The 21,228-nt window shown below is 69.7% G+C and carries 23 protein-coding genes and 1 riboswitch; of the genes, 6 read left to right on the forward strand and 17 right to left on the reverse strand.

All coding sequences use genetic code 11. The annotated features are described in order from the left end of the window. Positions 1-108 precede the first annotated feature (108 nt). Entirely contained in the window at positions 109-411 is a 303-nt protein-coding gene (locus M3E84_RS00880) for a DUF2316 family protein (protein ID WP_259894035.1), read from the forward strand. Positions 412-432: 21 nt separating this feature from the next. On the opposite strand, the gene M3E84_RS00885 is transcribed toward M3E84_RS00880, so the two are convergent. From M3E84_RS00885 to M3E84_RS00910, 6 genes are read right to left on the reverse strand one after another with little or no spacing between them, the layout of a single operon-like run. After that, complete coding sequence (locus M3E84_RS00885) at positions 433-1,317, reverse strand: prenyltransferase (protein ID WP_259894036.1); 885 nt, start codon at positions 1,315-1,317, stop codon at positions 433-435. Then, positions 1,314-1,646, reverse strand: coding sequence for a lycopene cyclase domain-containing protein (locus M3E84_RS00890; RefSeq protein ID WP_259894037.1), 333 nt, complete (start codon positions 1,644-1,646; stop codon positions 1,314-1,316). Before M3E84_RS00890 ends, M3E84_RS00885 begins: the two co-directional genes overlap by 4 nt. After that, a complete protein-coding gene (locus M3E84_RS00895) occupies positions 1,643-2,032 on the reverse strand; it encodes a lycopene cyclase domain-containing protein (protein ID WP_311200407.1) in 390 nt (129 codons plus the stop codon). The genes M3E84_RS00890 and M3E84_RS00895 overlap by 4 nt, the downstream gene beginning before the upstream one ends. After that, on the reverse strand, positions 1,978-3,525 hold the full coding sequence (crtI, locus tag M3E84_RS00900) for a phytoene desaturase family protein (RefSeq protein WP_259894039.1): 1,548 nt from the start codon (positions 3,523-3,525) through the stop codon (positions 1,978-1,980). Before crtI ends, M3E84_RS00895 begins: the two co-directional genes overlap by 55 nt. Beyond that, entirely contained in the window at positions 3,522-4,373 is an 852-nt protein-coding gene (locus M3E84_RS00905) for a squalene/phytoene synthase family protein (protein WP_259894040.1), read from the reverse strand. Before M3E84_RS00905 ends, crtI begins: the two co-directional genes overlap by 4 nt. After that, positions 4,370-5,488 (reverse strand): polyprenyl synthetase family protein, encoded by a 1,119-nt coding sequence (locus M3E84_RS00910; RefSeq protein ID WP_259894041.1) that lies wholly within the window; start codon positions 5,486-5,488, stop codon positions 4,370-4,372. Before M3E84_RS00910 ends, M3E84_RS00905 begins: the two co-directional genes overlap by 4 nt. Before the next feature lie 66 nt (positions 5,489-5,554). On the opposite strand from M3E84_RS00910, the gene M3E84_RS00915 reads away from it, so the two are divergent. Then, positions 5,555-6,082 (forward strand): MarR family winged helix-turn-helix transcriptional regulator, encoded by a 528-nt coding sequence (locus tag M3E84_RS00915; RefSeq protein ID WP_259894042.1) that lies wholly within the window; start codon positions 5,555-5,557, stop codon positions 6,080-6,082. Between the two features lie 72 nt (positions 6,083-6,154). Here M3E84_RS00915 and dnaB read toward each other — a convergent pair whose 3' ends face one another. Next, positions 6,155-7,969, reverse strand: a complete 1,815-nt coding sequence (gene dnaB / locus M3E84_RS00920) for a replicative DNA helicase (RefSeq protein WP_259894043.1) — start codon at positions 7,967-7,969, stop codon at positions 6,155-6,157. 388 nt (positions 7,970-8,357) lie between these two features. After that, positions 8,358-8,738, reverse strand: coding sequence for a hypothetical protein (locus M3E84_RS00925; RefSeq protein ID WP_259894044.1), 381 nt, complete (start codon positions 8,736-8,738; stop codon positions 8,358-8,360). Positions 8,739-8,844: 106 nt separating this feature from the next. Between M3E84_RS00925 and M3E84_RS00930 the strand changes: the two genes are divergently transcribed. The 4 genes from M3E84_RS00930 (at position 8,845) to M3E84_RS00945 (ending at position 12,337) form a co-directional block, all read left to right on the forward strand. Next, complete coding sequence (locus M3E84_RS00930; RefSeq protein WP_259894045.1) at positions 8,845-9,420, forward strand: MarR family winged helix-turn-helix transcriptional regulator; 576 nt, start codon at positions 8,845-8,847, stop codon at positions 9,418-9,420. A gap of 203 nt (positions 9,421-9,623) precedes the next feature. Continuing rightward, positions 9,624-10,757: an LLM class flavin-dependent oxidoreductase gene (locus M3E84_RS00935; protein ID WP_259894046.1), complete on the forward strand. Its 1,134-nt coding sequence runs from the start codon at positions 9,624-9,626 to the stop codon at positions 10,755-10,757. Beyond that, complete coding sequence (locus M3E84_RS00940) at positions 10,757-11,419, forward strand: FMN reductase (protein WP_259894048.1); 663 nt, start codon at positions 10,757-10,759, stop codon at positions 11,417-11,419. The genes M3E84_RS00935 and M3E84_RS00940 overlap by 1 nt, the downstream gene beginning before the upstream one ends. Positions 11,420-11,548: 129 nt before the next feature. Continuing rightward, a riboswitch (TPP riboswitch) is annotated at positions 11,549-11,641 on the forward strand. Further along, positions 11,633-12,337, forward strand: coding sequence for a hypothetical protein (locus M3E84_RS00945; RefSeq protein WP_259894049.1), 705 nt, complete (start codon positions 11,633-11,635; stop codon positions 12,335-12,337). It overlaps the preceding riboswitch by 9 nt. A 349-nt stretch (positions 12,338-12,686) precedes the next feature. Here the strand turns inward: M3E84_RS00945 and M3E84_RS00950 are convergent, their stop codons facing one another. From M3E84_RS00950 to M3E84_RS00990, 9 genes are all read right to left on the reverse strand, one after another. Beyond that, positions 12,687-13,571 (reverse strand): hypothetical protein, encoded by an 885-nt coding sequence (locus M3E84_RS00950; RefSeq protein WP_259894050.1) that lies wholly within the window; start codon positions 13,569-13,571, stop codon positions 12,687-12,689. 301 nt (positions 13,572-13,872) lie between these two features. Continuing rightward, positions 13,873-14,322, reverse strand: coding sequence for a 50S ribosomal protein L9 (rplI, locus tag M3E84_RS00955; protein ID WP_259894051.1), 450 nt, complete (start codon positions 14,320-14,322; stop codon positions 13,873-13,875). Positions 14,323-14,340: 18 nt separating this feature from the next. After that, positions 14,341-14,577 carry a 30S ribosomal protein S18 gene (rpsR, locus tag M3E84_RS00960; protein ID WP_006214361.1) on the reverse strand — a complete coding sequence of 79 codons (237 nt, stop codon included), beginning with the start codon at positions 14,575-14,577 and terminating at the stop codon, positions 14,341-14,343. Between the two features lie 113 nt (positions 14,578-14,690). Further along, positions 14,691-15,296, reverse strand: coding sequence for a single-stranded DNA-binding protein (locus M3E84_RS00965; RefSeq protein WP_259894054.1), 606 nt, complete (start codon positions 15,294-15,296; stop codon positions 14,691-14,693). 125 nt (positions 15,297-15,421) lie between these two features. Further along, the gene (gene rpsF / locus M3E84_RS00970) at positions 15,422-15,769 is read right to left on the reverse strand and encodes a 30S ribosomal protein S6 (RefSeq protein WP_024289509.1); all 348 of its coding nucleotides are present in this window, start codon (positions 15,767-15,769) and stop codon (positions 15,422-15,424) included. Between the two features lie 185 nt (positions 15,770-15,954). Then, complete coding sequence (locus M3E84_RS00975; protein WP_259894055.1) at positions 15,955-17,145, reverse strand: hypothetical protein; 1,191 nt, start codon at positions 17,143-17,145, stop codon at positions 15,955-15,957. Next, the gene (locus tag M3E84_RS00980) at positions 17,142-18,398 is read right to left on the reverse strand and encodes a glycosyltransferase 87 family protein (RefSeq protein WP_259894056.1); all 1,257 of its coding nucleotides are present in this window, start codon (positions 18,396-18,398) and stop codon (positions 17,142-17,144) included. The genes M3E84_RS00975 and M3E84_RS00980 overlap by 4 nt, the downstream gene beginning before the upstream one ends. Next, entirely contained in the window at positions 18,391-19,815 is a 1,425-nt protein-coding gene (locus M3E84_RS00985) for a glycosyltransferase family 87 protein (RefSeq protein WP_259894057.1), read from the reverse strand. Before M3E84_RS00985 ends, M3E84_RS00980 begins: the two co-directional genes overlap by 8 nt. Then, positions 19,812-21,221, reverse strand: a complete 1,410-nt coding sequence (locus M3E84_RS00990; RefSeq protein ID WP_259894059.1) for a CCA tRNA nucleotidyltransferase — start codon at positions 21,219-21,221, stop codon at positions 19,812-19,814. The genes M3E84_RS00985 and M3E84_RS00990 overlap by 4 nt, the downstream gene beginning before the upstream one ends. Positions 21,222-21,228: the final 7 nt, after the last annotated feature.

Raw genomic sequence — 21,228 nt, forward strand, 5'->3', positions numbered from 1 at the left:
CCGACACGGGTCTCACCGTCGAGCCGGGTCTAAGCTTCAGCTCACACAGGCACGGCACGACGTCGGCCTCCATCGGGAGCCGCAGCCGCCTTGAGCCTAGGAGTCTCCATGTCCCTCACCGACGCCCAGACCGCGCGCACAAGTCAGGACCTGCGCCGCCATCTCGAGGTCTCGGACCTGACGCGTCAGCAGCTGTGCGAGTGGCTCGACCTGTCACCGTCCGAGCTCGAGCACGTCCTGCAGATGGACGGCCACGCCCACCCCGTGACGACCTGGCTGGTCCGCGATGCGCTCGACCAGGCGGTCGCCGAGTCGGGTGCCGACGCCCGCGGCTGGTCGGTGCTCACGGCAGCCCGGCGCCGTGAGGCCCGCCTGTGGTTCCGCCTGCAGGACGTGCCGCCTCGCGGGTGACTCCGGGCAGCCGCCCCCCCCTCACCGACCCCATGCGATCCACAGCAGCAGGAGCGTCAGCAGGAACCCCGTGACCATGTTCAGCCACAGGAAGCGCCGCCATCCGCGGCGAGTCAGCTCGCAGCGCTCATCGGGCACGTCATGGAACGGGAGGATGCTCACCAGATACGGCACGGCCAGCAGCCCAGCCAGCGCCGCGGGCCAGTCCGCCGCGGCCATCACGAGCCCGGCTGCGGCATAGAGCCCGATCGCCACCCGGACGGTTCTGCGAGCGCCGAGAGCGCTGGCGATCGAGCCAATCCCCGCCTCCCGGTCGGCGGCAACATCTTGCACGGCCCCGAAGGCCTGGGAGGCCATGCCCCACAGGAAGAACGCGAGCAGGCAGACGGCGGCCGTCGTCGTCAGGGGCGCGCCCGTGAGTGCCAGACCGAACGCCGCCGGGCCCACGAAATGGGCGGACGACGTCATGGAGTCCAGCACCGGACGCTCCTTGAACCGCATGCCTGGAGCGGAATATGCGACGACGGCCGCCAGAGTCACCGCGAGCACGGCTGCGGAGACCCAGGACCCCCACCAGAGCAGCGCGAGCACGAACGGGATCGGCAGCAGGCAGGCCCACCACAGCGTCAGCCGGTGCCAGCGGGAGGCGAGCACGATGCCCTCGACCCCGCCCTTGCGGGGATTGCGCAGGTCCGATTCGTAGTCGAAGACGTCGTTGATGCCGTACATCAGCAGGTTGTAGGGGATCAGGAAGAAGACCGTGCCCACCACCAGCTCAGCAGTGAATCCCCCACCGGCCATCAAGTAGGCGGCCGCGAACGGATACGCGGTGTTGACCCAGCTCAGCGGGCGGGAGGCGCCCACGAGCTGCCGGGCGGCTGCCGCCGTTCCATCGGTGCGCGTCATCGGCTGCTCCTCTCCCGTTCGCCGTCATCCGCCGGCCGAGCGAGAAGCTCCCACAGGGAGGGCAGCAGCAGACCCGCGGCGACCGGCCAGGCCAGGTCCTCGATCGGGGCCAGCCCCACGGACCAGCCGAGCAGCTGCGCCTCGTCGTATCGGAAGAGATCCACCGCGATCATGAGGCTGTCGAACACGACGGTCAGCAGCAGCAGGCCGAGGATCGTCAGGGCCGTCGTCGCCCACCAGGCAGCCCCGAGGCGTCGCCGCCAGGAGACCAGACCCGCCACGACGGCCGTCGCGGCCACGAACAGCGCGGCGAGGGCGGCATAGGTCATGAAGCACCTCCGCGCGTCGTCGCGGCCCTCTCGAGGGCCAGCGCCACCAGCCCCCGCAGCACGAGCGTGAGGTAGCAGAGGAAGGTGATGAAGACGATCTCCTCCAGAGGCAGCTCGGGCGCCAGCATGACCCCGGTCATCGGCCCCTGCCCCTTGCCGTAGTGCCCCGAGGCGATGGCCGCGAGATCCCAAAGCAGGAAGACCGCGATCCCTGCGATGACGGTGAGCGCGCCGGCTCGCGGCGCCCGCCACAGCACCAGATGGAAACGGCGGTCGAGCAGTGCCATGCAGCCGGTCGAGATCAGCAGGGCGCCCAGGTAGATCAGACCCGTCAAGGCAGCTCCCGCGCGATCCGGTCTGCGACGATCTCGGCGCTGATCAGGCACATGGGCAGCCCGATCCCCGGGATCGTGCTCGACCCGGCGTAGTAGAGCCCGTCCACCTTCCGGGAGCGGTTGCCGGCGCGGAACATGGCGCTCTGGCCGAGGGTGTGCGCCGGACCGAGCATGCTGCCTCGCCAGGCCCCCAGGTCCTCGGAGAAGTCCGCGGGGCCCACGGTGCGCCGCACCACGATGCGCTGGGCCAGGTCCTCGTGGCCGGACCAGCGAGCCACCTGGTCGATCGCGGCATCGGCGATGGCCTCGATCCGCGGATCACCGCCGCCGTCGACGCCTCCGCGTCCCAGCTGCGGGTCGGCGGGCATGGGCACGAGCACGAACAGGTTCTCCTGACCCGCCGGCGCAGCCGACGGGTCGGTGGCCGAGGGCCTGCACACGTAGACCGAGGCAGGTTCCGGCACGCGACCGTCCGCGATGGCGGCGAAGTTGCTCCGCCAGTCCCGGGTGAAGAACAGGCTGTGGTGCGGCATCCGCTCCAGCGCACCGTCCACACCCAGCATCACGAGCACCGCGCCCGGACCGCTGGTGCGCCGGGCCCACCAGGACTCGGGGTAGGTCTGCAGGTGCCGGGGCAGCATCGTGGTCTCCGTGCGGTGCAGATCCGCCGTGGACACGACGACGTCCGCCTCCAGAACCCGCTCGAGACCCTCGGCATCGCGGAAGCGCACCCCCGTCGCCTGTGCACGTGTCCCGCGACGGCCCCCTGCGCCCGTGCGGATCTCCGTGACCTCCGCCCCGGTGTGCAACCGGGCTCCGGCAGCCCGAGCCAGTCGCTGCAGGACGGCCATGAGCTCGCCGAAGCCGCCCTGCGGGTAGAGCACCCCGCCCGTGAGGTCCATGGCGCTCATCAGGTGGTACAGCGCAGGCGTCCTGTCCGGCGATGAGCCCAGGAAGACGGCGGGATAGCCCAGGACCTGACGCAGCCTCGGGTCCCGGAATCGTCGTGCCGTGAAGCGCTCGAGCGACTGCAGCAGCAGCGGGCCGAGCCGGTGCGCCGATCCCAGGACGCGGCGGTCCATGAAGGGCCGCAGCGAGTCGAAGGATGTGTAGAGGAAGCGGGCCAGCGCCAGCTCGTAGGTGGACCGGGCGGAGTCCAAGTAGCGCTCCAGGACCCGGCCGGCACCGGGCTCGATCTCCTCGAACCGCTCGATGTTGGTCCGGACATCGGCCGCGATGTCCAGAGGCTCGTCGTGGCCCTCGAAGAACACTCGGTACCCGGGATCGAGCTGCTGCAGATCCAGCTGCTCGTCGACGCTCGTGCCCATCAGCTCGAAGAACCGCTCGAAGACCTCCGGCATCAGGTACCACGAGGGCCCGGTGTCGAAGCGGAAGCCGTCAGCCTCCCACGTTCCGGCTCGGCCGCCGAGGCTCTCCCCTGCCTCCAGCAGATCCACGGACCAGCCGCGCCGGGCCAGCAGCGCGGCCGTGGCCAGCCCCGAGATGCCCCCGCCGACGACCACAGCCCGACGTTCCCGGCTCATGGGCGGCCTCCCAGCGCACGCAGGATGATGACCGCCTTGCGCGCATCGGGCACCCGGATCCTGGTGCGCCGGATCTGCGCGGCAGGGGTGCGGCGCAGGCGCCGTGAGAGCTCGGCGAACAGCCCGTGGGCGGCACGGACCGCTCGACGGCTGTCGGGCGGCAGCTGGTCGATCGCCTCTGCTGCCACCGCCAGGTCGGCATCGATGTCATCCAGCAGCTCGTCGCGCCGGCTGTCGGTGAATGCCTCCGGATCCAGGCCGGGGAAGTACGTCCGCCCCAGCAGGTCGTGATCATCGGCCAGATCCCGCAGGAAGTTGATCTTCTGGAAGGCAGCGCCCAGTCGCTGCGCCCCGGGGGCCAGCCGCTCGTAGGCACCGCCGTCCTCGCCCAGGAAGCAGTGCAGGCACATCAGCCCGATCACCTCGGCGGAGCCGTGGACGTAGTCGCCCAGGCTCTCGTCGTCGTGGGTCCGCAGTCCCAGATCGGCACGCATGGAGGCGAAGAACGGGCCGGTCAGCTCCGGACCGATGCCCCGCCGTCGTGCCACGGAGGCGAAGGCCTGGACCACCAGATTGGCGCTGCGCCCGTGCCGCAGGGCACGGAGGGTGTCGGCCTCGAGCTCCTCCAGCAGCTCGGAGCGCAGCTGCGGACTCAGATGCGGATCCGGGTCATCGACGATCTCATCGGCCACGCGCACCAGTGCGTAGAGGCTGCGGATCTCGGAGCGAGTCGGCTCGGCGAGCAACCGGACAGCCCACCCGAAGGACGTCGAATAGCGGCCGATCACCTCTGCGGCACTCGCCGCGGCCACCCGGTCGTAGCGCGACACCGGCCTCACCGCCGTCATGACGCCTGCTCCCGGAGCGGAGCCGCACCGAACTGACCTTCAGCGCTGTGCGTCGTCATGGCCGAGGCAGCCGATGCCCTGACCCGCTCGATCAGCTGCGCCACGACTGCCTCCAGCTCTGCCGGCGCGGAGGCCCGGGCGGCCAGTTCGAGGGCCTCGTCGAACTGCTGCTCGGCCAGATTCTGGACGGCAGACCTCGCCCCGCACTCGGTCAGCAGGTCACGGGCTCGCGCTGCCTGATGCTCGCCCAGGTCCGGGTCCCCGATCAGCGCGCTGAGCTCCGCCCAGCACGACGTGCCTCGAGCCAGGGCCAGCAGCGCAGTGGGCTTGGCCTCGCGCAGGTCCGAGACGACGGTCTTGCCGGTGAGCTCCTGGCGGCCGAAGACCCCCAGCAGGTCGTCCAGCAGTTGGAAGCCGATGCCGACCAGTCGGCCGATCGCGCTCAGCTGCTCCAGCAGCTCCGACGGGGCGTCGGCCAGCACGGCCCCGACCTGCATGGGCAGCTGGAAGGAGTAGGCGCTGGTCTTGAGCTCACTCACGCGCAGGGCGTCCTGGAGCTGCAGCGCGTGCCCCTCGCCGACGCGGCTCAAGCACACGTCGGCGAGCTCGCCGGAGGCCGTGGCGTGGACCGCCTCCTCCAGCAGCTCGAGCAGGTGCTCGGTCTGGGCGACCGAGACACCGCTGCGGGTCATCAGGCGCATGGCCGAGACCAGCGCCAGATCGCCGGCCAGGATCCCTGCTGCAGAGCCCTGCCGCTGCACCGCGGCCGCGCTCGCACCCGCCCTGCGGGCATGGACTGCGAAGGCTCCGGAGACGTTGGGGCGCCCGCGGCGGGTGTCGTCGCCGTCGATGACGTCGTCATGGACCACGAACGCGGTGTGCAGCAGCTCGACCGCCGCCGCAGCCCGGGCCGCCGACTCGCTCTGGGATCCTCCCAGGGCCGCGTGGACAGACAGGACGAGGTCCGGACGCAGGCCCTTCCCGCCCCAGGCTGCGTCACGGAGCTGTGCCCACAGCAGACGGTGCTCGGGTCCTAGCCGTGCGGAGCGCTCCTCGCCGCGGCTCCAAGCCTCCTGCAGTTCGCGCCGCACAGGCGCCGACTTCTGATGACTCATCACGGACGTCAGCATCGCATGAAATACCTAGCTTGCCTAGGTAAATACTGGGATACCCTTCTGCTCATGACCCGGCCCCCAGAGCAGGGATCATCGAGCGACTCCTACTGGTACGACGACTCTGCCCCCGAGCGCGAGCTCCTGCGCGCCATGCGCCGCCTTCAGCGCGCCCGTCGCCATATGCACCACCGAGTCACCTGCGAGATGGAGCTCAATCCCACGGACGTGAAGGCCCTGCAGCTGATCATCGCCGGCGAGCGCGCTGACGACCCGCTCACCGCCTCCGCCCTGGCGACCGAACTGGGGATCTCCACCGCCTCCACCGCCAAGCTGCTCAACCGCCTCACCAGCACGGGGCACCTCCGGCGCGAGCGCCACCCTCGCGATGGGCGATCCGTGACCGTGGTCGCCCAGCCGCTGGCTCACGAACGAGTCCGGGCCGTCATGACAGAGCCCCACGATCGGATGCTCGAGGCGGCACGACGGGTCCCGCAGGAGTCCAGGCAGGCGGTGCTCGACTTCCTGGAGGACATGGCCCAGGCCTTCGAGGGATCCGCAGAGCCGCCGCACCAGGGTGTCGATCGCGGAAACTGAGGGTCTGGGCTGAGCACAGGGCAGCCCCTGACCACGGATGACATCAGGGGCTGCCAGGAGGCGCCGTCCGTGTCAGAACCCCTCGTTCGCCATGTTGGCGAAGCGGGAGTAGTGCCCCTGGAACGCCACCACGATGGTCTTGGTGGGGCCGTTACGGTGCTTGGCCACGATCACATCCGCCTCGCCAGCGCGCGGCGACTCCTTGTCGTAGACGTCATCGCGATGCAGAAGGATGACCATGTCGGCATCCTGCTCGATCGAGCCCGATTCGCGAAGATCCGAGACCATCGGCCGCTTGTCGGTGCGCTGCTCGGAACCACGGTTCAGCTGCGACAGGGCAATCACGGGGACGTCGAGCTCCTTGGCCAGCAGCTTCAGCGCACGCGAGAACTCCGAGACCTCCTGCTGGCGCGACTCGACCTTCTTGCCCGAGCTCATCAGCTGCAAGTAGTCGAGCACCACGAGCTTGAGGTCGTGCTTCTGCTTCAGGCGACGGCACTTGGCGCGGATCTCCATCAGCGACATGTTCGGGGAGTCGTCGATGAACAGCGGAGCAGAGTCGAGTTTGCCCATGGTGGAGGCGATCTTGCCCCACTGCTCGTCCTGGAGAGTGCCCTTGCGCAGATCCTGCAGGCTGAGGGTGGCCTCGGCCGAGAGGATCTTCAGCGCGATCTCATTGCGCGCCATCTCGAGCGAGAAGATCGCGGTGGTCATGTTGTTCTTGATCGCCGCCGAGCGCGCGATATCGATGGCGAAGGTCGAATTGTGCGTGGGGATGAAGCCGCGTCCCGCGAGGAACAAGTGCTCGGGGTGATCCACCTGCAGGCACCGGACCGGCACCGAGGCCACTGGCTCCACAGCGACGATCGCCCGATCGACTCCCGGCTCTATGCCGCCGTCATGGCACAGCGGCAGTCGAGCATCAGCCGGGACGCGCACGGCATGGCGCTGCGCCGAGGCTGCGATCTGCCCCGTGGTCACCACTCCGGCCGACTCCGCGTCAGCCGCATCGGCCCCGACAAGCACGGCAGCACGCGTGTGCGTCAGCCACTGATGCTCCTCGTCGGCAATGATCTCGCTGCCGTCGTCGAAACGGACCCGGTAGCAGGGCCGATCGAGCATCACGTCGGTGGCGGCCGTGACCGTGGTGGGTGCGCCATCTGCGGCGAGCACCTGGTCGCCCACGGAGACCTCTCCCATGGTCGTCCACCCGGTGGGCGTGGGGATGGGGGTGTCGAGGGCCAGCGCCTTGCCCATAGCAGGCCTGGCCGCGATCACGATCATCTGCCCGCCCTGCAGCCCGTGGGTCAGCTCGTCGAACTCCACGAACCCGGTGGGCACGCCGTGCATGCCGGAGCGCCCGCCGGCGTCCTCGATCTCCTGGACGGTGGACTCCACGACGTCCTTGAGGACCACGTAGTCCTCCGAGTTGCGCCGCTCCGCCACGGTCATGATCTCGGACTGGGCCTCGTTGACCAGGACCTCGACCTCGCCATCCTGCGAGTAGCCGAGCTGCACGATCTTGGTGCCGGCCGTGACCAGGCGGCGCAGCACGGCGCGCTCCTGCACGATCTCGGCGTAGAACCCGGCGTTGGCCGCGGTGGGCACCGAGGAGATCAGCGAGTGCAGGTAGGCCGGCCCGCCGGTGCGCTCGAGCTCGCCGCGCTTGGTCAGTTCGTCGGCCACGGTGATGGCATCGGCGGGTTCGCCCTTGCCGTAGAGGCTCATGATGGCCTCGTAGATGGACTCGTGCGCCGGCTTGTAGAAGTCGTTGCCGCGCAGCACCTCCACGACGTCCGCGATGGCGTCCTTGGACAGCATCATGCCGCCGAGCACGGACTGCTCGGCGACGTTGTCGTAGGGGGGAGTGCGGATCTCTTCGGACACGGCAGGGCCTTTCCAGCGTGGACTGCGGCCAGGACGACGACGGCCGCCCGGCCCGCCCATTCTGGCCCACGGCGCAGACGTCACAGGCCGCCGTCCGAGAACATCTGAAGTTACATGAGTGGGCTTTATCCACTGACTGTGGACAACTTGTGGACACCCTGTGGGGCGCGCCGTGCACGACTGTGCGCAACCCGTGCAGATCTGCCCCTCCACCTGTGGATATCCACAAGCTGAGGCTTCATGAACGAACGGTGAATCCCCAGGTCAGAGGGATATTTACCGGGTTCTCCACGGCGTGTGCACAACTCTCCACAGGTCCTGTCCACACCGGACGTGGACATTCCCACAGAGCTGTGACGTCGGGCGCCATGTGGAGCAGCAGTGGTGCTCAGGACCCCATGGCCAGCTGCAGCAGCAGGATCAGGGTGGCCGGGCTGATCAGCACGGAGAGGATCATCACGATCACGTTCCACGGCCGATGCCGCCGATACGAGATCACGCTGGCCAGTGCGGTCAGGAACGCCCCCACCTCCGCGATCGTGGCCACGATCAGCCCCCCGAAGAACGTGAGGGTCATGGCCGCACCGGAACCGGTGTTGCCCAGGCCGAAGCCGGCCAGGAAGGCCGCGAGCCCCACGATCCACAGGATGACGGCGATCGGCAGCAGCCGCGGCTCGGCCCGCCCCTTGCGGCGCGTTTGAGAGACAGGAGCCGTAAAGGCGCGAGCGGCTGCGGTCTGCGATCGTGCACTGCGGGAGCTGGGGGCCATGGCGGACATGGTGCCATCCCGTGCTGGACGCCCGCGCCCGGGAACGTGAGCGACAACCCGCAGGCAACCACTGATGACGCGTCACCTTTGTCGCTATCCTGGAGACATGACGACGCCCTCCGACACCGACCCCCGCAGCCTCCCCGCAGATCCTGACCACTCCGGAGGCTCCCCCTCGAGCGCGGGTGCGGCCGGAACGGGCAAGGACGTCGACTGGCTCTCCGAGCATGAGGAGACCGTCTGGCGCCGCTGGCTCGCCGTGAGCAGCCGCATCCCCGCCACCCTGTCCTCGCAGCTGCAGTCAGACTCCGGGCTCTCCCTGCAGGACTACGACGTCCTGGTCATGCTCAACGACAGCGACAGCTCCTCCTGCCGCATCACCGAGCTCGCCGGACTGCTGGACTGGGAGCGCTCGCGCATGTCCCACCACCTCACGCGGATGGAGAAGCGCGGTCTGATCGCCCGCTGCGCGGCTCCGGACGACGGCCGGGCGCAGCTCGCCCAGCTCACCGAGACCGGCCGCCAGGCCCTCGCCAACGCCGCCCCGGGCCACCTGGGCGCAGTGCGCAGGTCGTTCTTCGACGCCCTCGACGCGCAGGACATCGATGACCTGGACCGCATCACCTCCCGGATCGCCCGCAAGCTCGACATCCGCCGCCCGGACTGCGCACCGATCGACTGACCCGCGCAGGCCGGCTGCCGCCCTGCGCGGACACGGCCTGGCGCGTCACGACGACAGCGCGTTCGTCGTTCCCGCCGTCCCTCAAGCACAGCGGACCTAATGGTTGACATGTCACCTATATAGACGCATACTGTTCCGTGAAACGTCACGCGATCACCAGACATCTGCCGGTAATCGCGATGCGCACCCAAAGAGCGAGCACCATGCAGTTCGGCATCTTCACCATCGGCGACGTCACCCCGGATCCCACCACCGGCAAGGCGCCGTCCGAGGCCCAGCGCATCCGGTCGATGACCAAGTACGCCCTCAAGGCGGAAGAGGTGGGACTGGACGTCTTCGCGACCGGCGAGCACCACAACCCGCCGTTCGTGCCCTCCTCACCCACCACGCACCTGGCCTATATCGCCGCCCAGACCGAGCGCCTGCGCTTCTCCACGGCCACCACGCTGATCACCACGAACGACCCCCTGAAGATCGCGGAGGACTACGCCTTTCTCCAGCACCTCTCCGGCGGCCGCATCGACCTGACCATGGGCCGCGGCAACACCGGCCCGGTCTACCCGTGGTTCGGCAAGGACATCCGCCAGGGCATCCCGCTGGCCATCGAGAACTACCACCTGCTGCGCAAGCTGTGGCGCGAGGAGGTCGTGAACTGGCAGGGCAAGTTCCGTACCCCGCTCAGCAGCTACACCTCCACCCCGTGGCCGCTGGATGACACCCCGCCGTTCGTGTGGCACGGCTCGATCCGCTCCCCCGAGATCGCCGAGCAGGCCGCCTATTACGGTGACGGGTTCTTCCACAACCACATCTTCTGGAACATCGAGCACACCGCCTCGATGGTGAATCTCTACCGCCAGCGCTTCGAGCACTACGGCCACGGCGCCCCCGACCAGGCGATCGTGGGCCTGGGCGGGCAGATCTTCGCCGCCGAGACCGAGGCGGAGGCCAAGCGGGTCTTCCGCCCGTACTTCGACAATGCCCCCGTCTACGGCCACGGCCCGTCGCTGGAGGACTTCTCCCGCATGACCCCGCTGAGGGTCGGCACTCCGGATCAGATCGTGGAGCGCTACCTGGGCTACGCCGATCAGGTGGGCGACTACCAGCGCCAGATGTTCCTGTTGGACCACGCCGGCCTGCCCGAGGAGATCGTGCTGGAGCAGATCGAGATCCTGGGTCGTGAGATCGTCCCCCGCCTGCGTGAGGGCTTCGAGGCCCGCCGTCCGGCACACGTGCCGTCGGATCCGCCCACCCACGAGGCCCTGCGTGCTCAGGGACCGGAGTCCAAGCACCGTCAGGTGATCAACGCGCAGCCACAGGATGAGGAGGAGTCGGACTGATGCCGCGCCAGCTCATCGTCGTCTCGGCGGGACTGTCCTCGCCGTCGTCCACGCGCCTTCTCGCAGATCGGATCGCCCAGGCCATCGAGTCCCAGGTGGGCGCCCGTGGAGAGGCTCTGGAAGTCCACCACGTGGAGCTGCGGGACCTCGCCCTGCCCCTGGCCCAGACCATGACCACCGGAGGGCTGCCCGCTCCGCAGCTCGATGAGGTCAAGCGGCTGGTCGCCGGGGCGGACGGCCTGGTGGCCGTCACGCCGATCTTCCGGGCCTCCTATTCGGGGCTTTTCAAGATGTTCTTCGACGTCCTGGACGACGAGGCCCTGATCGATCTGCCGGTGCTCATCGCCGCCACGGCAGGCACCCCGCGCCACAGCCTGGTCCTGGACCATGCGCTGCGCCCGCTGTTCTCCTACTCGAGGGCGGTCGTGCTGCCCACGGGCGTGTTCGCCGCGACCGATGACTTCGGCGCCGGCGACACCGCCGGCCTGGAGTCGCGGATCGCCCGAGCGGCCGCCGAGATGGCGACGGCACTGGTGGCCGACCCCGCGGGGGTGGCGGGCTTCCTGCCCACCGAACCCGCCCAGGCTCCGCGTCGCAGCGGTGTGGACCTGGGTCCGGTCACGGACTTCGCGAGCCTCCTCAAGGGCCACGACGGCTCCTGACGGACTCACCGCGCACCTAGAGGCCCTCTGAACTGCCCATATGTCGACTGTGACATATGGGCAGGTCTTGTCTCGAGGGACGGAGCGGACCGCCGCCCTGTCGGCATCCGGCCCTGCCGCCTACAGTGGACGACGGACACGGGGTGCGCCGCCGGCGCTGAGATCAGACCCGTGGAACCTGCTCCAGATCGCACTGGCGAAGGGATGTCCCTGATGAGCTCCACCATGAACAACCAGCCCCAGCCCGCTGTCGAACCTGCCGGCCCGTGGACCCAAGCGCTGTGGGCGGCCGGCGGGCAGACAGCAGCCGCGATCCAGGACTCGCCGTTCGTGCGCGCCCTGCTGGAAGGCACCCTCAGCGACACCCGGTTCACGTTCTACCTGGCTCAGGATGCGCTCTACCTGGCCGGCTACGCCCGTGCGCTGGCCGCCCTGTCGGCGCGCTGCGACCACACCCCCGACCAGCTCGCCTGGGCGCAGGCCTCGGTCGGCTGTCTGACGGAGGAGGCGCAGCTGCACCGCACCTGGATGGCCTCCCGGCCGGGAGCCGCTCACGAGCCCGCCAGCACCGTCACCGCCGCGTACACGGACTTCCTGCTGGCGGCGACCATGGGTCAGGACCGCGCCGTGGGCGCCGCCGCGGTGCTCCCCTGCTTCTGGCTCTACGCCCAGGTGGGGGCCACCCTGCCGGACGTGGAACCCGATCACCCGTATGCCGCGTGGCTGGAGACCTACCGCGATCCCGAGTTCGTGGCGGCCACGGCTGCGGCCCTGGAGCGCGTCGAGCGGGAGCTCGCCCAGAGCTCGGACTCAGGCCGCGCGGCGGCGCAGCGGGCCTACCTGGCGGGCTGCCGCCACGAGCTGGCGTTCTTCGACCAGGCGCTGACCCAGGACGAGCCGATGACCGACCGCCGCTGAACGCCGGCGCGGTCCGAGCGCCTCACCACGGACCCTCCGGTGCCGCGGCGCGGATTCGGTCACGTGGCGGCCGCGGCGTCGTCGGGCCGACGGCGGCGTGATGTGGTCCCGTACTCCTCCGGCTGCCACTGCGTCAGGGGGCCCGTGTGCGGGTCCTCCGGGGCCTCGGCCAGCCAGATCCAGTCGTGGATCCACCGCGGCGGGGCCGGCGCCCACCCGTTGGCCCGTCCTGTCGATCCGCATGAACGCCGGCACCGGGACACCGCGCACCAGGGTGGCGTCGAGCAGGATCGCGAACGCGGTGCCCAGCCCGAACAACTGCATGAAGCTCACCTGTGAATGCGCCCGATCAGGAACAGCTCGTAGTCCATCGACGGCCCGAAGGCGATGGCGTCACCACGCCGAGCACCGTCGACAGCGCCAGAACGTTCATCACCAGCGCCTGATCGCTGAGCCCGTCCGAGGGCCCGGGCACGCGCAGCGAGTACCAGTCCTCGGACTCCAGCTGGTTGTCCATGCCCGGCGGGGCGGGCGAGACGAGCCCGCCGTCCACGTAGGTGCCGGTGATGGCCATGACGTTGTCCACGCCGTCGATCTGCGAGGCCTCCACGGAGTAGGACTCCAGATCTTCGATCTGCACGTCCGAGCTCACGATGCCGACGGTGGCCGCGGAGCTCGAGCAGGTGAAGTCCTCGCGCAGGATGTCGCCGGCCGCGCGGGCGTCGTGCCCCTCGCGCAGCACGCGATCATCCGGGGAGGAGAACTGCGCCGAGAGCATGGGCGCAGCCATGAGCACGAGTGCGGCCAGCACCGACGCGCCCGTGAGGATCGGCCTGCGATAGACGAGGTCGCCCACCCGGCCCCAGAACCGCGACGGCCCCGACAGCGCCCTGACCGGACGCCCCTTGCGTCGGATCGTGAGAGCGTCGATCCGCGTGCCGATCAGGGCCAGCAGCGCGGGCAGCACGACCAGCGCGCCGATCATCGCCGCCACGACGGCGGACTCGGCGGCCTGCTCCCCTTCGGGGGCGCGCACCAGGACGACCAGGTTGGCTTCCCCGCCGACCTCCTCGTGCACGATCTGCTGGGCGCGGGCGGATTCGGAGGCGGGATCGGCGTAGCCTCCGCCGATCAGCACCGAGAACACTCGGAAGCCGAGGACCGCGAACACGGCGAGCGGCAGGCTCGCGATCAGCGTGGGGACGGTGCGGTTCCAGGCGAGACGTGTCAGCATGGCGCACCGCCGGGAACGTAGCACGGGCGTGAGAGGCAGCGTCATGCCCGCTCGGAGCGCGGTGGGCCGTCCGGGAGGACGGGTCCATGCAGGTGGATCTCGTCTGCCCTGCAGTGCGGCTCCGAGCTCCCAGGCCGCCTGGATGATGACCGCGCAAGGGATGACAGGCCATCAGTGCTGTGAGCATCCGTGCCCCTGCCCCGTCAGCGCCGAGGTCAGCCGTGCATGACGATGAGCCGCGGCCCCGTGCGGGGCAGCGGCTCATCGTGAAGGGGACCGCCTCAGCGGCTCACCTGAAGGATCAGGCGGGGACGACCTCGAACTCGATGTTCGCGTTGACGTCCTCGTGCAGGCGCACGGTGGCCTGGTAGGTGCCGACGGTGCGGACCTGCTCGCGGATCTCGACCTTGCGCTTGTCGATCTCGCCCAGGCCGGCGGCCTTGACGGCCTCGGCGACCTGCTCGGCCTTGATCGAGCCGAACAGACGGCCCTCGGCTCCGGCCTTGGCCGGGACCGTGACGGTGGCCGAGGTCAGCGAGGCGGCCAGCGCCTGCGCGTCCTCGAGCGAGGCGAGCTCACGGGCCGCGCGAGCGGCCTTGATGGACTCGATCTGGCGCTCGGCGCCCTTGGACCACTGGGTCGCGAAGCCGCGCGGGAAGAGGTAGTTGCGGGCGTACCCGTCCTTGACCTCGACCACGTCACCGGCGGAACCGAGGTTGGACACCTCGTGCGTCAGGATGATCTTTGCCATGAGTGTGTTCCTTTCCGATCAGCGGCCGGAGCCGGCGTAGGGGAGCAGGGCGACCTCACGGGCGTTCTTGACGGCCTGGGCGATCTTGCGCTGCTCCTGGACGGAGACGCCGGTCACGCGACGGGCGCGGATCTTGCCGCGGTCGGAGATGAACTTGCGCAGCAGCGCAACGTCCTTGTAGTCGATCTCGGTGACGCCTGCGGCCTTGAGCGGGTTCGCCTTCGGCTTGGGCTTGCGAATCTCATGCTTCGCCATCGTGGTGCTCCTTCTGAAGCGTGGAGCCCGCAGTGCTCTGCGGGATGGAAATGTGTTCTGTCTCCCGGTTCACCGCCGGGTCGGTGCGAGGACTCAGGCGCTCGGGCCGCCGATCAGAACGGCGGCTCGTCGTCCTGTCCGGTGCCCCAGTCGTAGCTGCCGCCGGCGGACTGGCCCCAGGGATCGTTCTGCGGGGCCGCCTGCTGGCGCCCACCGCCCTGACCGCCCTGGTTGTAGCCGCCGGAAGGCTGGCCGCCGCCTCGGTTGCCGCCGAAGCCGCCGCCGTTGTCCCAGCCGCCACCGCCGCCGGAGGGCTGGCCGCCGCCGCTGAAGCCGCCGCCCGACCCGCCTCCGCGGGACTGGCGGTTGACCTTCGCCGAAGCGAAGCGCAGCGACGGGCCGATCTCATCGACGTCGAGCTCCATCACCGTGCGGCGATCGCCTTCCTTCGTGTCGAAGGAGCGGGACTTGAGCCGTCCCTGGGCGATGACGCGCATGCCCTTCTGCAGCGTCTCGGCGACGTTCTCCGCCGCCTCCCGCCACACCGAGCAGCGCATGAACAGCGTCTCGCCGTCCTTCCACTCGTTGGACTGACGGTCGAACTGGCGCGGGGTCGACGCGATCGTGAAGTTCGCGACGGCCGCTCCCGACGGCGTGAAGCGCAGCTCGGGCTCAGCGGTCAGATTGCCGATGATGGTGATGATGGTGTCGCCGGCCATGGGACTCTCCTTCCGGAGAACTCGCGGTGATGGGGCTGGTGCTCCCCCATCCTCCTCCGCCGCTCAGGACGGGGTCGGTGGGATCGCACTCGATGCAGCTCGCGCCGTCACCGGCGCGGGGGTGCTCAGGCCTCGGCGGTCTCGGCGACGGGCTCGCCGTTGACGTCGTGGTGCGGGTGGATCCGCTGCTCCTCGGGACGGATGATCTTGGTGCGCATGATCGCCTCGTTGAGGTTCAGCACACGGTCGAGCTCCTGAGAGGTAGCGGGCTCGGCGTGGAAGCGCACGACGGCGTAGATGCCCTCGGACTTCTTCTGGATCTCGTAGGCGAGACGGCGGCGACCCCAGATGTCGATGTTGTCGACGGTGCCGTTCTCACGGGTGACGACCTCGAGGAACTTCTTCAGGGTCGGCTCGACCGCGCGGTCGTCGACCTCCGGGTTGATGATGACCATCAGCTCGTATTCGCGCATGGAAAGAACCCACCTCCTTCGGGCTGGAACGGCTGCGGTCTCTCCGCAGCAGGAGGTTCAATGCGTGTCCGTGGCAGTCAGCCCCGACGGGGCCCTGTCCGCACAGACTGATCGACTGTACACCACCGCCGATCTGCGGTCCATGGCGGCTGCGGCATGCGACCTGCCGTCAGCACCGGCCGCGCTCAGCGCAGCGCGATCTCGATCCGGGCGTCCCGGCCGTCGGAGGTGACGTCGACGTGCACGGGGAAGCGGACGATCTCCTCGACCTGCCGACCGTCCTCCCGATAGGACAGTCGCGCCTCGGCCTCCGCCTGCTCGTCGGCGACCCAGTCGAGCGCAGAGTCGGTGGTCTCATCGGGGATGAGCCACAGCGGCGGACGTGAGACCAGCTCCCACTCGACCTCGGTGATCTCGGTGCCCGGCTCCGGGGCCTGGAGGCCGGCCTCGGGGGTCTCGATCTCGGCATCGTCCGAGGCGCCGGCGCGCGGCACACCGCCCTCGGCCCAACGCCTCGAGACGGGGCAGCCCTGGGGGCTCACGGAGCTGGAGCGCATGCAGTCCTCGAGGCTGTGAGCGATCTCCTGGTCCGCCTCGGCCCACAGCTGCGGGGAGGGCTCCAGCTCCACGACGACCTCCTGCGGCTGCGGATCCCCGAGCAGCACCTCCACCGGGGGGATCGACTCGGCCAGGACGTAGTGATCGCCCTGGGGCAGGTCCACGACGAACCGGCCCGGCAGGGCTTCCCACTGCCACTGGCCCCCGGCGCCATCGGCCACGGTGCGGTCCTGGGGGTCCAGTCCGATCCGCTCGCCGTTGATGGCGATCTCCCGGACGCCGGGCGCGGCCACCGTCAGCGTGCTGGCATCCACGGAGTCCAGCTCCCAGCTGTCGTTGAGGGGCCCGGTGCGCCGGAGCCGATGCACGGACCAGGTGAACTCCTCGCCCTGCTCGGCGCCCTCCGGCACCTGCCCGTCCGGCCAGTGCACCGATGCAGTGACCTGGGCCCGGTCGCCGTCGCGCTGGACCTCCACGATCTTCCATGCGTCGATCCGGCCCTCGGCCTGCCTGTATGCCGCGTTCGGCATGCTCTCCGCGCCGGTGCCTCCGCGAAAGTCGCCGAACAGGGCGAGGGCCTGGCGGGAGCGTCCGTCGACCATGGCGTCGAGCCAGTCCTCGACCGGCTCCTCCGGGTCCCGGTCCACGATGAACCAGTTCAGGGCTGTGCCGCCGGCGCTGATGAGCAGGACCACGACGATCAGCCACGTCCACAGGGACCGGCGCAGCCGCCGTCTGCGCCGCCGCTCGTCGGGATTGAGCTTCGGGGAGGCGAGCTCGGGCCGCGTCTCCGCAGAGGCGCCGGCCGGAAGGTTCATGCGTTCCTCGCGGCCACGCCGATCTGGGTCGCACGGCGGCCTCGCTGCATGTCCACGGCGACGATGACGATGAACCAGATGAGGAACAGGTAGCGGGCCGCAGACAGCAGCGCCTGCGGCGACCAGCCCCAGTCCCCGAACAGCGGCTGGGTCTCCCATGTGCCGCCCGGGGCATTCATGGTGGCCCAGTAGCCGACCTCCACGGCCTGCCACAGGAAGAACTCGATCCAGCTGCGCCGGGCCAGGATCACCAGCGGCACGAGCCAGACCGACTGCAGCAGCGACCAGTCCCGGTTGAACAGCAGGAAGACGGCCAGCATCATCAGCAGCACCTGGACGATGCTCGGCTCCTTGCCGGCCAGCACGGTCACCAGCAGCACCGCCACGGCCCCGAGCAGGATCGCGATCATGGAGACCTGATCCAGGTTCGCCGGATCGATCGACAGCCCGGTGCTCGGCGCACCCAGGGCGTTCCACACGCTCCAGCCGGAGTCGTTCGAGACCGGCGCGCTCATGGTCTGGCCCACGCGCTCGCGCCAGCGGTCGAACTCCTGGACCATGAACGGCCCGTTGACCATGGCGAAGACGATCAGCGAGACCACGATCGCGCTGACGAAATCGCCGATGTAGCGGTAGCGGGCGGCCAGAAACAGGATGGCGATCAGCACGAGCAGCGGCAGGAAGCTGACAGTGGCGCCGAGCCCGATCCACACGCCTGCCACCCCCGGCGAGCCCCGGATGTAGGAGGCGACCGCCAGCATCATGAACATCACGGCCCACAGGTCCCAGGACGTGAAGCCGACCAGCAGGACGGTGGGGGCGAAGGCCAGGACCACGGGGTCCGAGGGCTGCTTGCCGGACAGCGAGGCCACCGCCGTGATGGTCACGACCCACACGAGGGCCGTGAGGAAGACGGTGAGGTCCAGGACCGTGTTCGGGGTGATCTCGAAGCTGAAGGCCTCGGCCAGACCAGTGGTCATCCAGCCCAGGATCGAGGTGAACATGCCCACGACGATCGGCTGATCGCCCGTGGGGCCTCCCGTGAAGAAGCCGGAGAGCATGCCCCCGGGCGTCACGGAGAGATCGCCGGGCTGCAGCTCGGCCGCGCACAGGCCCGGGAAGCGGGAGTCCACATTCCACTCGGGCACGCGGCACGGGACCCGCAGCAGGAACGAGACCAGCACGGCCAGGATGCCGAGCACGAAGACCACGAGCCCGTTGGTCGTGCCCTTGGTGGGGCGCCGATCAGCCATGGCGTCCTGCCCCTTCTGCTCCGGTGTCTGGGACCCCGGCAGCGCTCGGGAGCCGCACGGGGGAGGATCCGGCACTGCGATCCGCGCTCAGGATAGCCGGGGCGGCCTCGGTCTCGTCGACGTCCGCGCTGATGCCTTCCGGATCGTGGACCGGCCGGCCCCGCAGCAGACGCACGACGACACGAGCGCACAGCCAGAGCACCGCCAGCATGTGCAGCACCACGGCCGCTGCGTAGAAGCGGCTCATCGCCTCCTCGTCGGGCTGGTCCGTGATCATCGAGTGCAGCCAGCTGAAGATCGCGATCCAGTGCACGACCTCGATGACCTGCCAGACGGCGTACTCCCGCAGACGGGGGGCCGCCAGGATCACCAGCGGCACGAGCCAGAGCACGAACTGCGGGGAGTAGACCTTGTTGGTCAGCACGAAGGCGGCCACGATCAGCAGGGACAGCTCCGCGAGCGAGGGCTCGCGCTCGGCCTTCAGTCCGAGCACCAGGATCCCGGCGCAGCACAGGGCGAACGCCCCGTAGGCGATCACGTTGAGCGACTCCGCCGCCAGCGGCTGCGCGCCCAGCTCCGGCGCCCACACGACGTTCCACACGTGGTAGATCGACGAGAACCCGGCACCGCGCTCACCCGAGAAGCTCCAGAACCAGCTCCACTGCTGGCGGTCCCACAGGGCGAAGGGCACGTTGACGACCACCCATGCGACGACGGCCGAGACGACCGCCTTGACCGCCGGGCGCAGCTCGCGCCGGCGCAGCGCCAGCACGATCACCGCCCCGAGCATCACGAACGGCCACAGCTTCAGAGCCGTGCCCAGTCCCAGCAGCACGCCGCCGACGGCCCAGCGGCTGCGCTGGAAGGCCAGAAGCGCGGCTACCGAGGTCAGCACCGGCCACAGATCCCAGTTGATCAGGGCCGTGGCGGCCACCGCCGGGGAGACGGCCAGCGCCGCGGTGTGGACCGTGGAAGTGCCCATGGCCGCGACCATCACCACGACGGCGAGCCACACGAGCAGCAGCAGCCCGGCATTGAGATCGAAGTAGATGTTCTGCACCGTCGGCACGGGCAGCCCCTCGCCCAGGCCGTAGGCGGCACGACCCGTCGCCGTGGCGATCAGGCTCTGCAGAAGCGGGTACTCCAGCAGCGCGGAGGGATCCTGCGACAGGTAGGCGAAGCTCCCGTCGGACATCCCCCGGGTCGTGAACAGGTAGCCGATGTCGGAGTAGCAGACGAGCTGCTGGGTGTGCGCCCCGTTCCACCCCAGCTGATGGCACGAGAAGCGCAGCAGCCAGGCCACGATCATGGTCCAGGTGCCGAGCCCGAGCAGCAGCCACAGCCACTGCCCGGAGCGCATGCCGCGCGGCGACCGCCAGCCCCTCCGGCCCGTCTCGGACTGCGCGGGTGCGCTCACTGGCTCTCCCACCAAGCCCTCAGCCGCTTCTCGGCCTCCTCCTCGCCCAGAGAGCCCTCGTCCAGGCGCAGCTCGAGCAGGTGCTTATAGGCCTTCCCCACCTGCGGCCCCGGGGGGATGCCCAGGATCGCCATGATCTGCTCGCCGTCGAGGTCGGGGCGCATGGACTCCAGCTCCTCCTGATCGGCCAGCTGCGCGATCCGCTGCTCGAGCTCGTCGTACGTCCGCGCCAGGCGCGCGGCCTTGCGGCGGTTGCGGGTCGTGACGTCAGAACGGGTGAGGCGGTGCAGGCGCTCGAGCTGGGGGCCGGCGTCGCGCACGTAGCGGCGCACCGCGGAATCGGTCCACTCGGCGTCGCCGTAGCCGTAGAAGCGCATGTGCAGCTCGACCAGGCGAGTGACGGCGGCGATCGTGTCGTTGTCGAAGCGCAGCGCCTTCATGCGCTTCTTCACGATCTTGGCCCCCACCGTCTCGTGGTGGCGGAAGGTGACCGCGCCGTCCGGGCCGAAGCGCCGGGTCGCTGGCTTGCCGACGTCGTGCAGCAGCGCCGCCAGCCGCAGGACCAGGTCCGGGCTCGGCACGGGGCCGTCGGGGCCGGTCTCCAGCTCCGCGGCCTGCTCCATCACGGTCAGCGAGTGCTGGTAGACGTCCTTGTGATGGTGGGCCTCGTCGGTCTCGAGCTTCAGCGCGGGCACCTCCGGCAGCACGACGTCGGCCAGGCCGGTGTCGACCATGATCTCCACCCCGCGGCGCGGGGCCCTGCCGCAGATCAGCTTGATCAGCTCCTCGCGCACCCGCTCGGCCGAGACGATCTCCAGGCGCTCGTGCATCTCCGTCATGGCCGCCAGCACCTCCGGGGCGACCTGCAGGTCGAGCTGGGAGGCGAAGCGGGCTGCGCGCATCATCCGCAGGGGGTCGTCGTCGAACGACGAATGCGGGGAGCCCGGGGTACGCAGCACGCCTGCCGCCAGATCCCGCACGCCGCCGTGCGGGTCCACCAGCTCCATCGAGGGCAGCCGCAGCGCCATCGCGTTGATCGTGAAGTCCCGGCGCACCAGATCGTCCTCGAGGCTGTCGCCGAAGGCCACGACGGGCTTGCGGGAGGAGGGATCGTAGGCCTCGGCCCGGTACGTGGTGATCTCGAGCTGCTGATCACCCCGGCGCATCCCGATCGTGCCGAAGTCCCGGCCGATCTCCCAGGTGGCATCCGCCCATCCGCGCACCGCGGCCAGGGTCTGATCGGGAGTCGCGTCCGTGGTGAAGTCGAGGTCCGTGGCGACCCGGCCCAGGAAGAGATCGCGCACGGGACCGCCCACGAGCGAGAGGTCGTGGCCGGCTGAGGCGAAGCGGCGTCCAGCCTCCAGGACGACGGAGGGGACGGCGGAGGTGTCGAGCTGCTGGGTCATCGACCCC

Origin of the sequence: Kocuria sp. p3-SID1428 (assembly GCF_025149945.1) — a bacterium.
Taxonomy (GTDB): domain Bacteria; phylum Actinomycetota; class Actinomycetes; order Actinomycetales; family Micrococcaceae; genus Kocuria.

What these genes read in the sequence shown, in the direction of transcription:
- M3E84_RS00880 (WP_259894035.1), top strand. Translation starts at nt 109, where the DNA reads ATGTCCCTCACCGACGCCCAGACCGCGCGCACAAGTCAGGACCTGCGC.
- M3E84_RS00885 (WP_259894036.1), bottom strand. Translation starts at nt 1,317, where the DNA reads ATGACGCGCACCGATGGAACGGCGGCAGCCGCCCGGCAGCTCGTGGGC.
- M3E84_RS00890 (WP_259894037.1), bottom strand. Translation starts at nt 1,646, where the DNA reads ATGACCTATGCCGCCCTCGCCGCGCTGTTCGTGGCCGCGACGGCCGTC.
- crtI (WP_259894039.1), bottom strand. Translation starts at nt 3,525, where the DNA reads ATGAGCCGGGAACGTCGGGCTGTGGTCGTCGGCGGGGGCATCTCGGGG.
- M3E84_RS00905 (WP_259894040.1), bottom strand. Translation starts at nt 4,373, where the DNA reads ATGACGGCGGTGAGGCCGGTGTCGCGCTACGACCGGGTGGCCGCGGCG.
- M3E84_RS00910 (WP_259894041.1), bottom strand. Translation starts at nt 5,488, where the DNA reads ATGAGTCATCAGAAGTCGGCGCCTGTGCGGCGCGAACTGCAGGAGGCT.
- M3E84_RS00915 (WP_259894042.1), top strand. Translation starts at nt 5,555, where the DNA reads ATGACCCGGCCCCCAGAGCAGGGATCATCGAGCGACTCCTACTGGTAC.
- M3E84_RS00925 (WP_259894044.1), bottom strand. Translation starts at nt 8,738, where the DNA reads ATGGCCCCCAGCTCCCGCAGTGCACGATCGCAGACCGCAGCCGCTCGC.
- M3E84_RS00930 (WP_259894045.1), top strand. Translation starts at nt 8,845, where the DNA reads ATGACGACGCCCTCCGACACCGACCCCCGCAGCCTCCCCGCAGATCCT.
- M3E84_RS00935 (WP_259894046.1), top strand. Translation starts at nt 9,624, where the DNA reads ATGCAGTTCGGCATCTTCACCATCGGCGACGTCACCCCGGATCCCACC.
- M3E84_RS00940 (WP_259894048.1), top strand. Translation starts at nt 10,757, where the DNA reads ATGCCGCGCCAGCTCATCGTCGTCTCGGCGGGACTGTCCTCGCCGTCG.
- M3E84_RS00945 (WP_259894049.1), top strand. Translation starts at nt 11,633, where the DNA reads ATGAGCTCCACCATGAACAACCAGCCCCAGCCCGCTGTCGAACCTGCC.
- M3E84_RS00950 (WP_259894050.1), bottom strand. Translation starts at nt 13,571, where the DNA reads ATGCTGACACGTCTCGCCTGGAACCGCACCGTCCCCACGCTGATCGCG.
- rplI (WP_259894051.1), bottom strand. Translation starts at nt 14,322, where the DNA reads ATGGCAAAGATCATCCTGACGCACGAGGTGTCCAACCTCGGTTCCGCC.
- rpsR (WP_006214361.1), bottom strand. Translation starts at nt 14,577, where the DNA reads ATGGCGAAGCATGAGATTCGCAAGCCCAAGCCGAAGGCGAACCCGCTC.
- M3E84_RS00965 (WP_259894054.1), bottom strand. Translation starts at nt 15,296, where the DNA reads ATGGCCGGCGACACCATCATCACCATCATCGGCAATCTGACCGCTGAG.
- rpsF (WP_024289509.1), bottom strand. Translation starts at nt 15,769, where the DNA reads ATGCGCGAATACGAGCTGATGGTCATCATCAACCCGGAGGTCGACGAC.
- M3E84_RS00975 (WP_259894055.1), bottom strand. Translation starts at nt 17,145, where the DNA reads ATGAACCTTCCGGCCGGCGCCTCTGCGGAGACGCGGCCCGAGCTCGCC.
- M3E84_RS00980 (WP_259894056.1), bottom strand. Translation starts at nt 18,398, where the DNA reads ATGGCTGATCGGCGCCCCACCAAGGGCACGACCAACGGGCTCGTGGTC.
- M3E84_RS00990 (WP_259894059.1), bottom strand. Translation starts at nt 21,221, where the DNA reads ATGACCCAGCAGCTCGACACCTCCGCCGTCCCCTCCGTCGTCCTGGAG.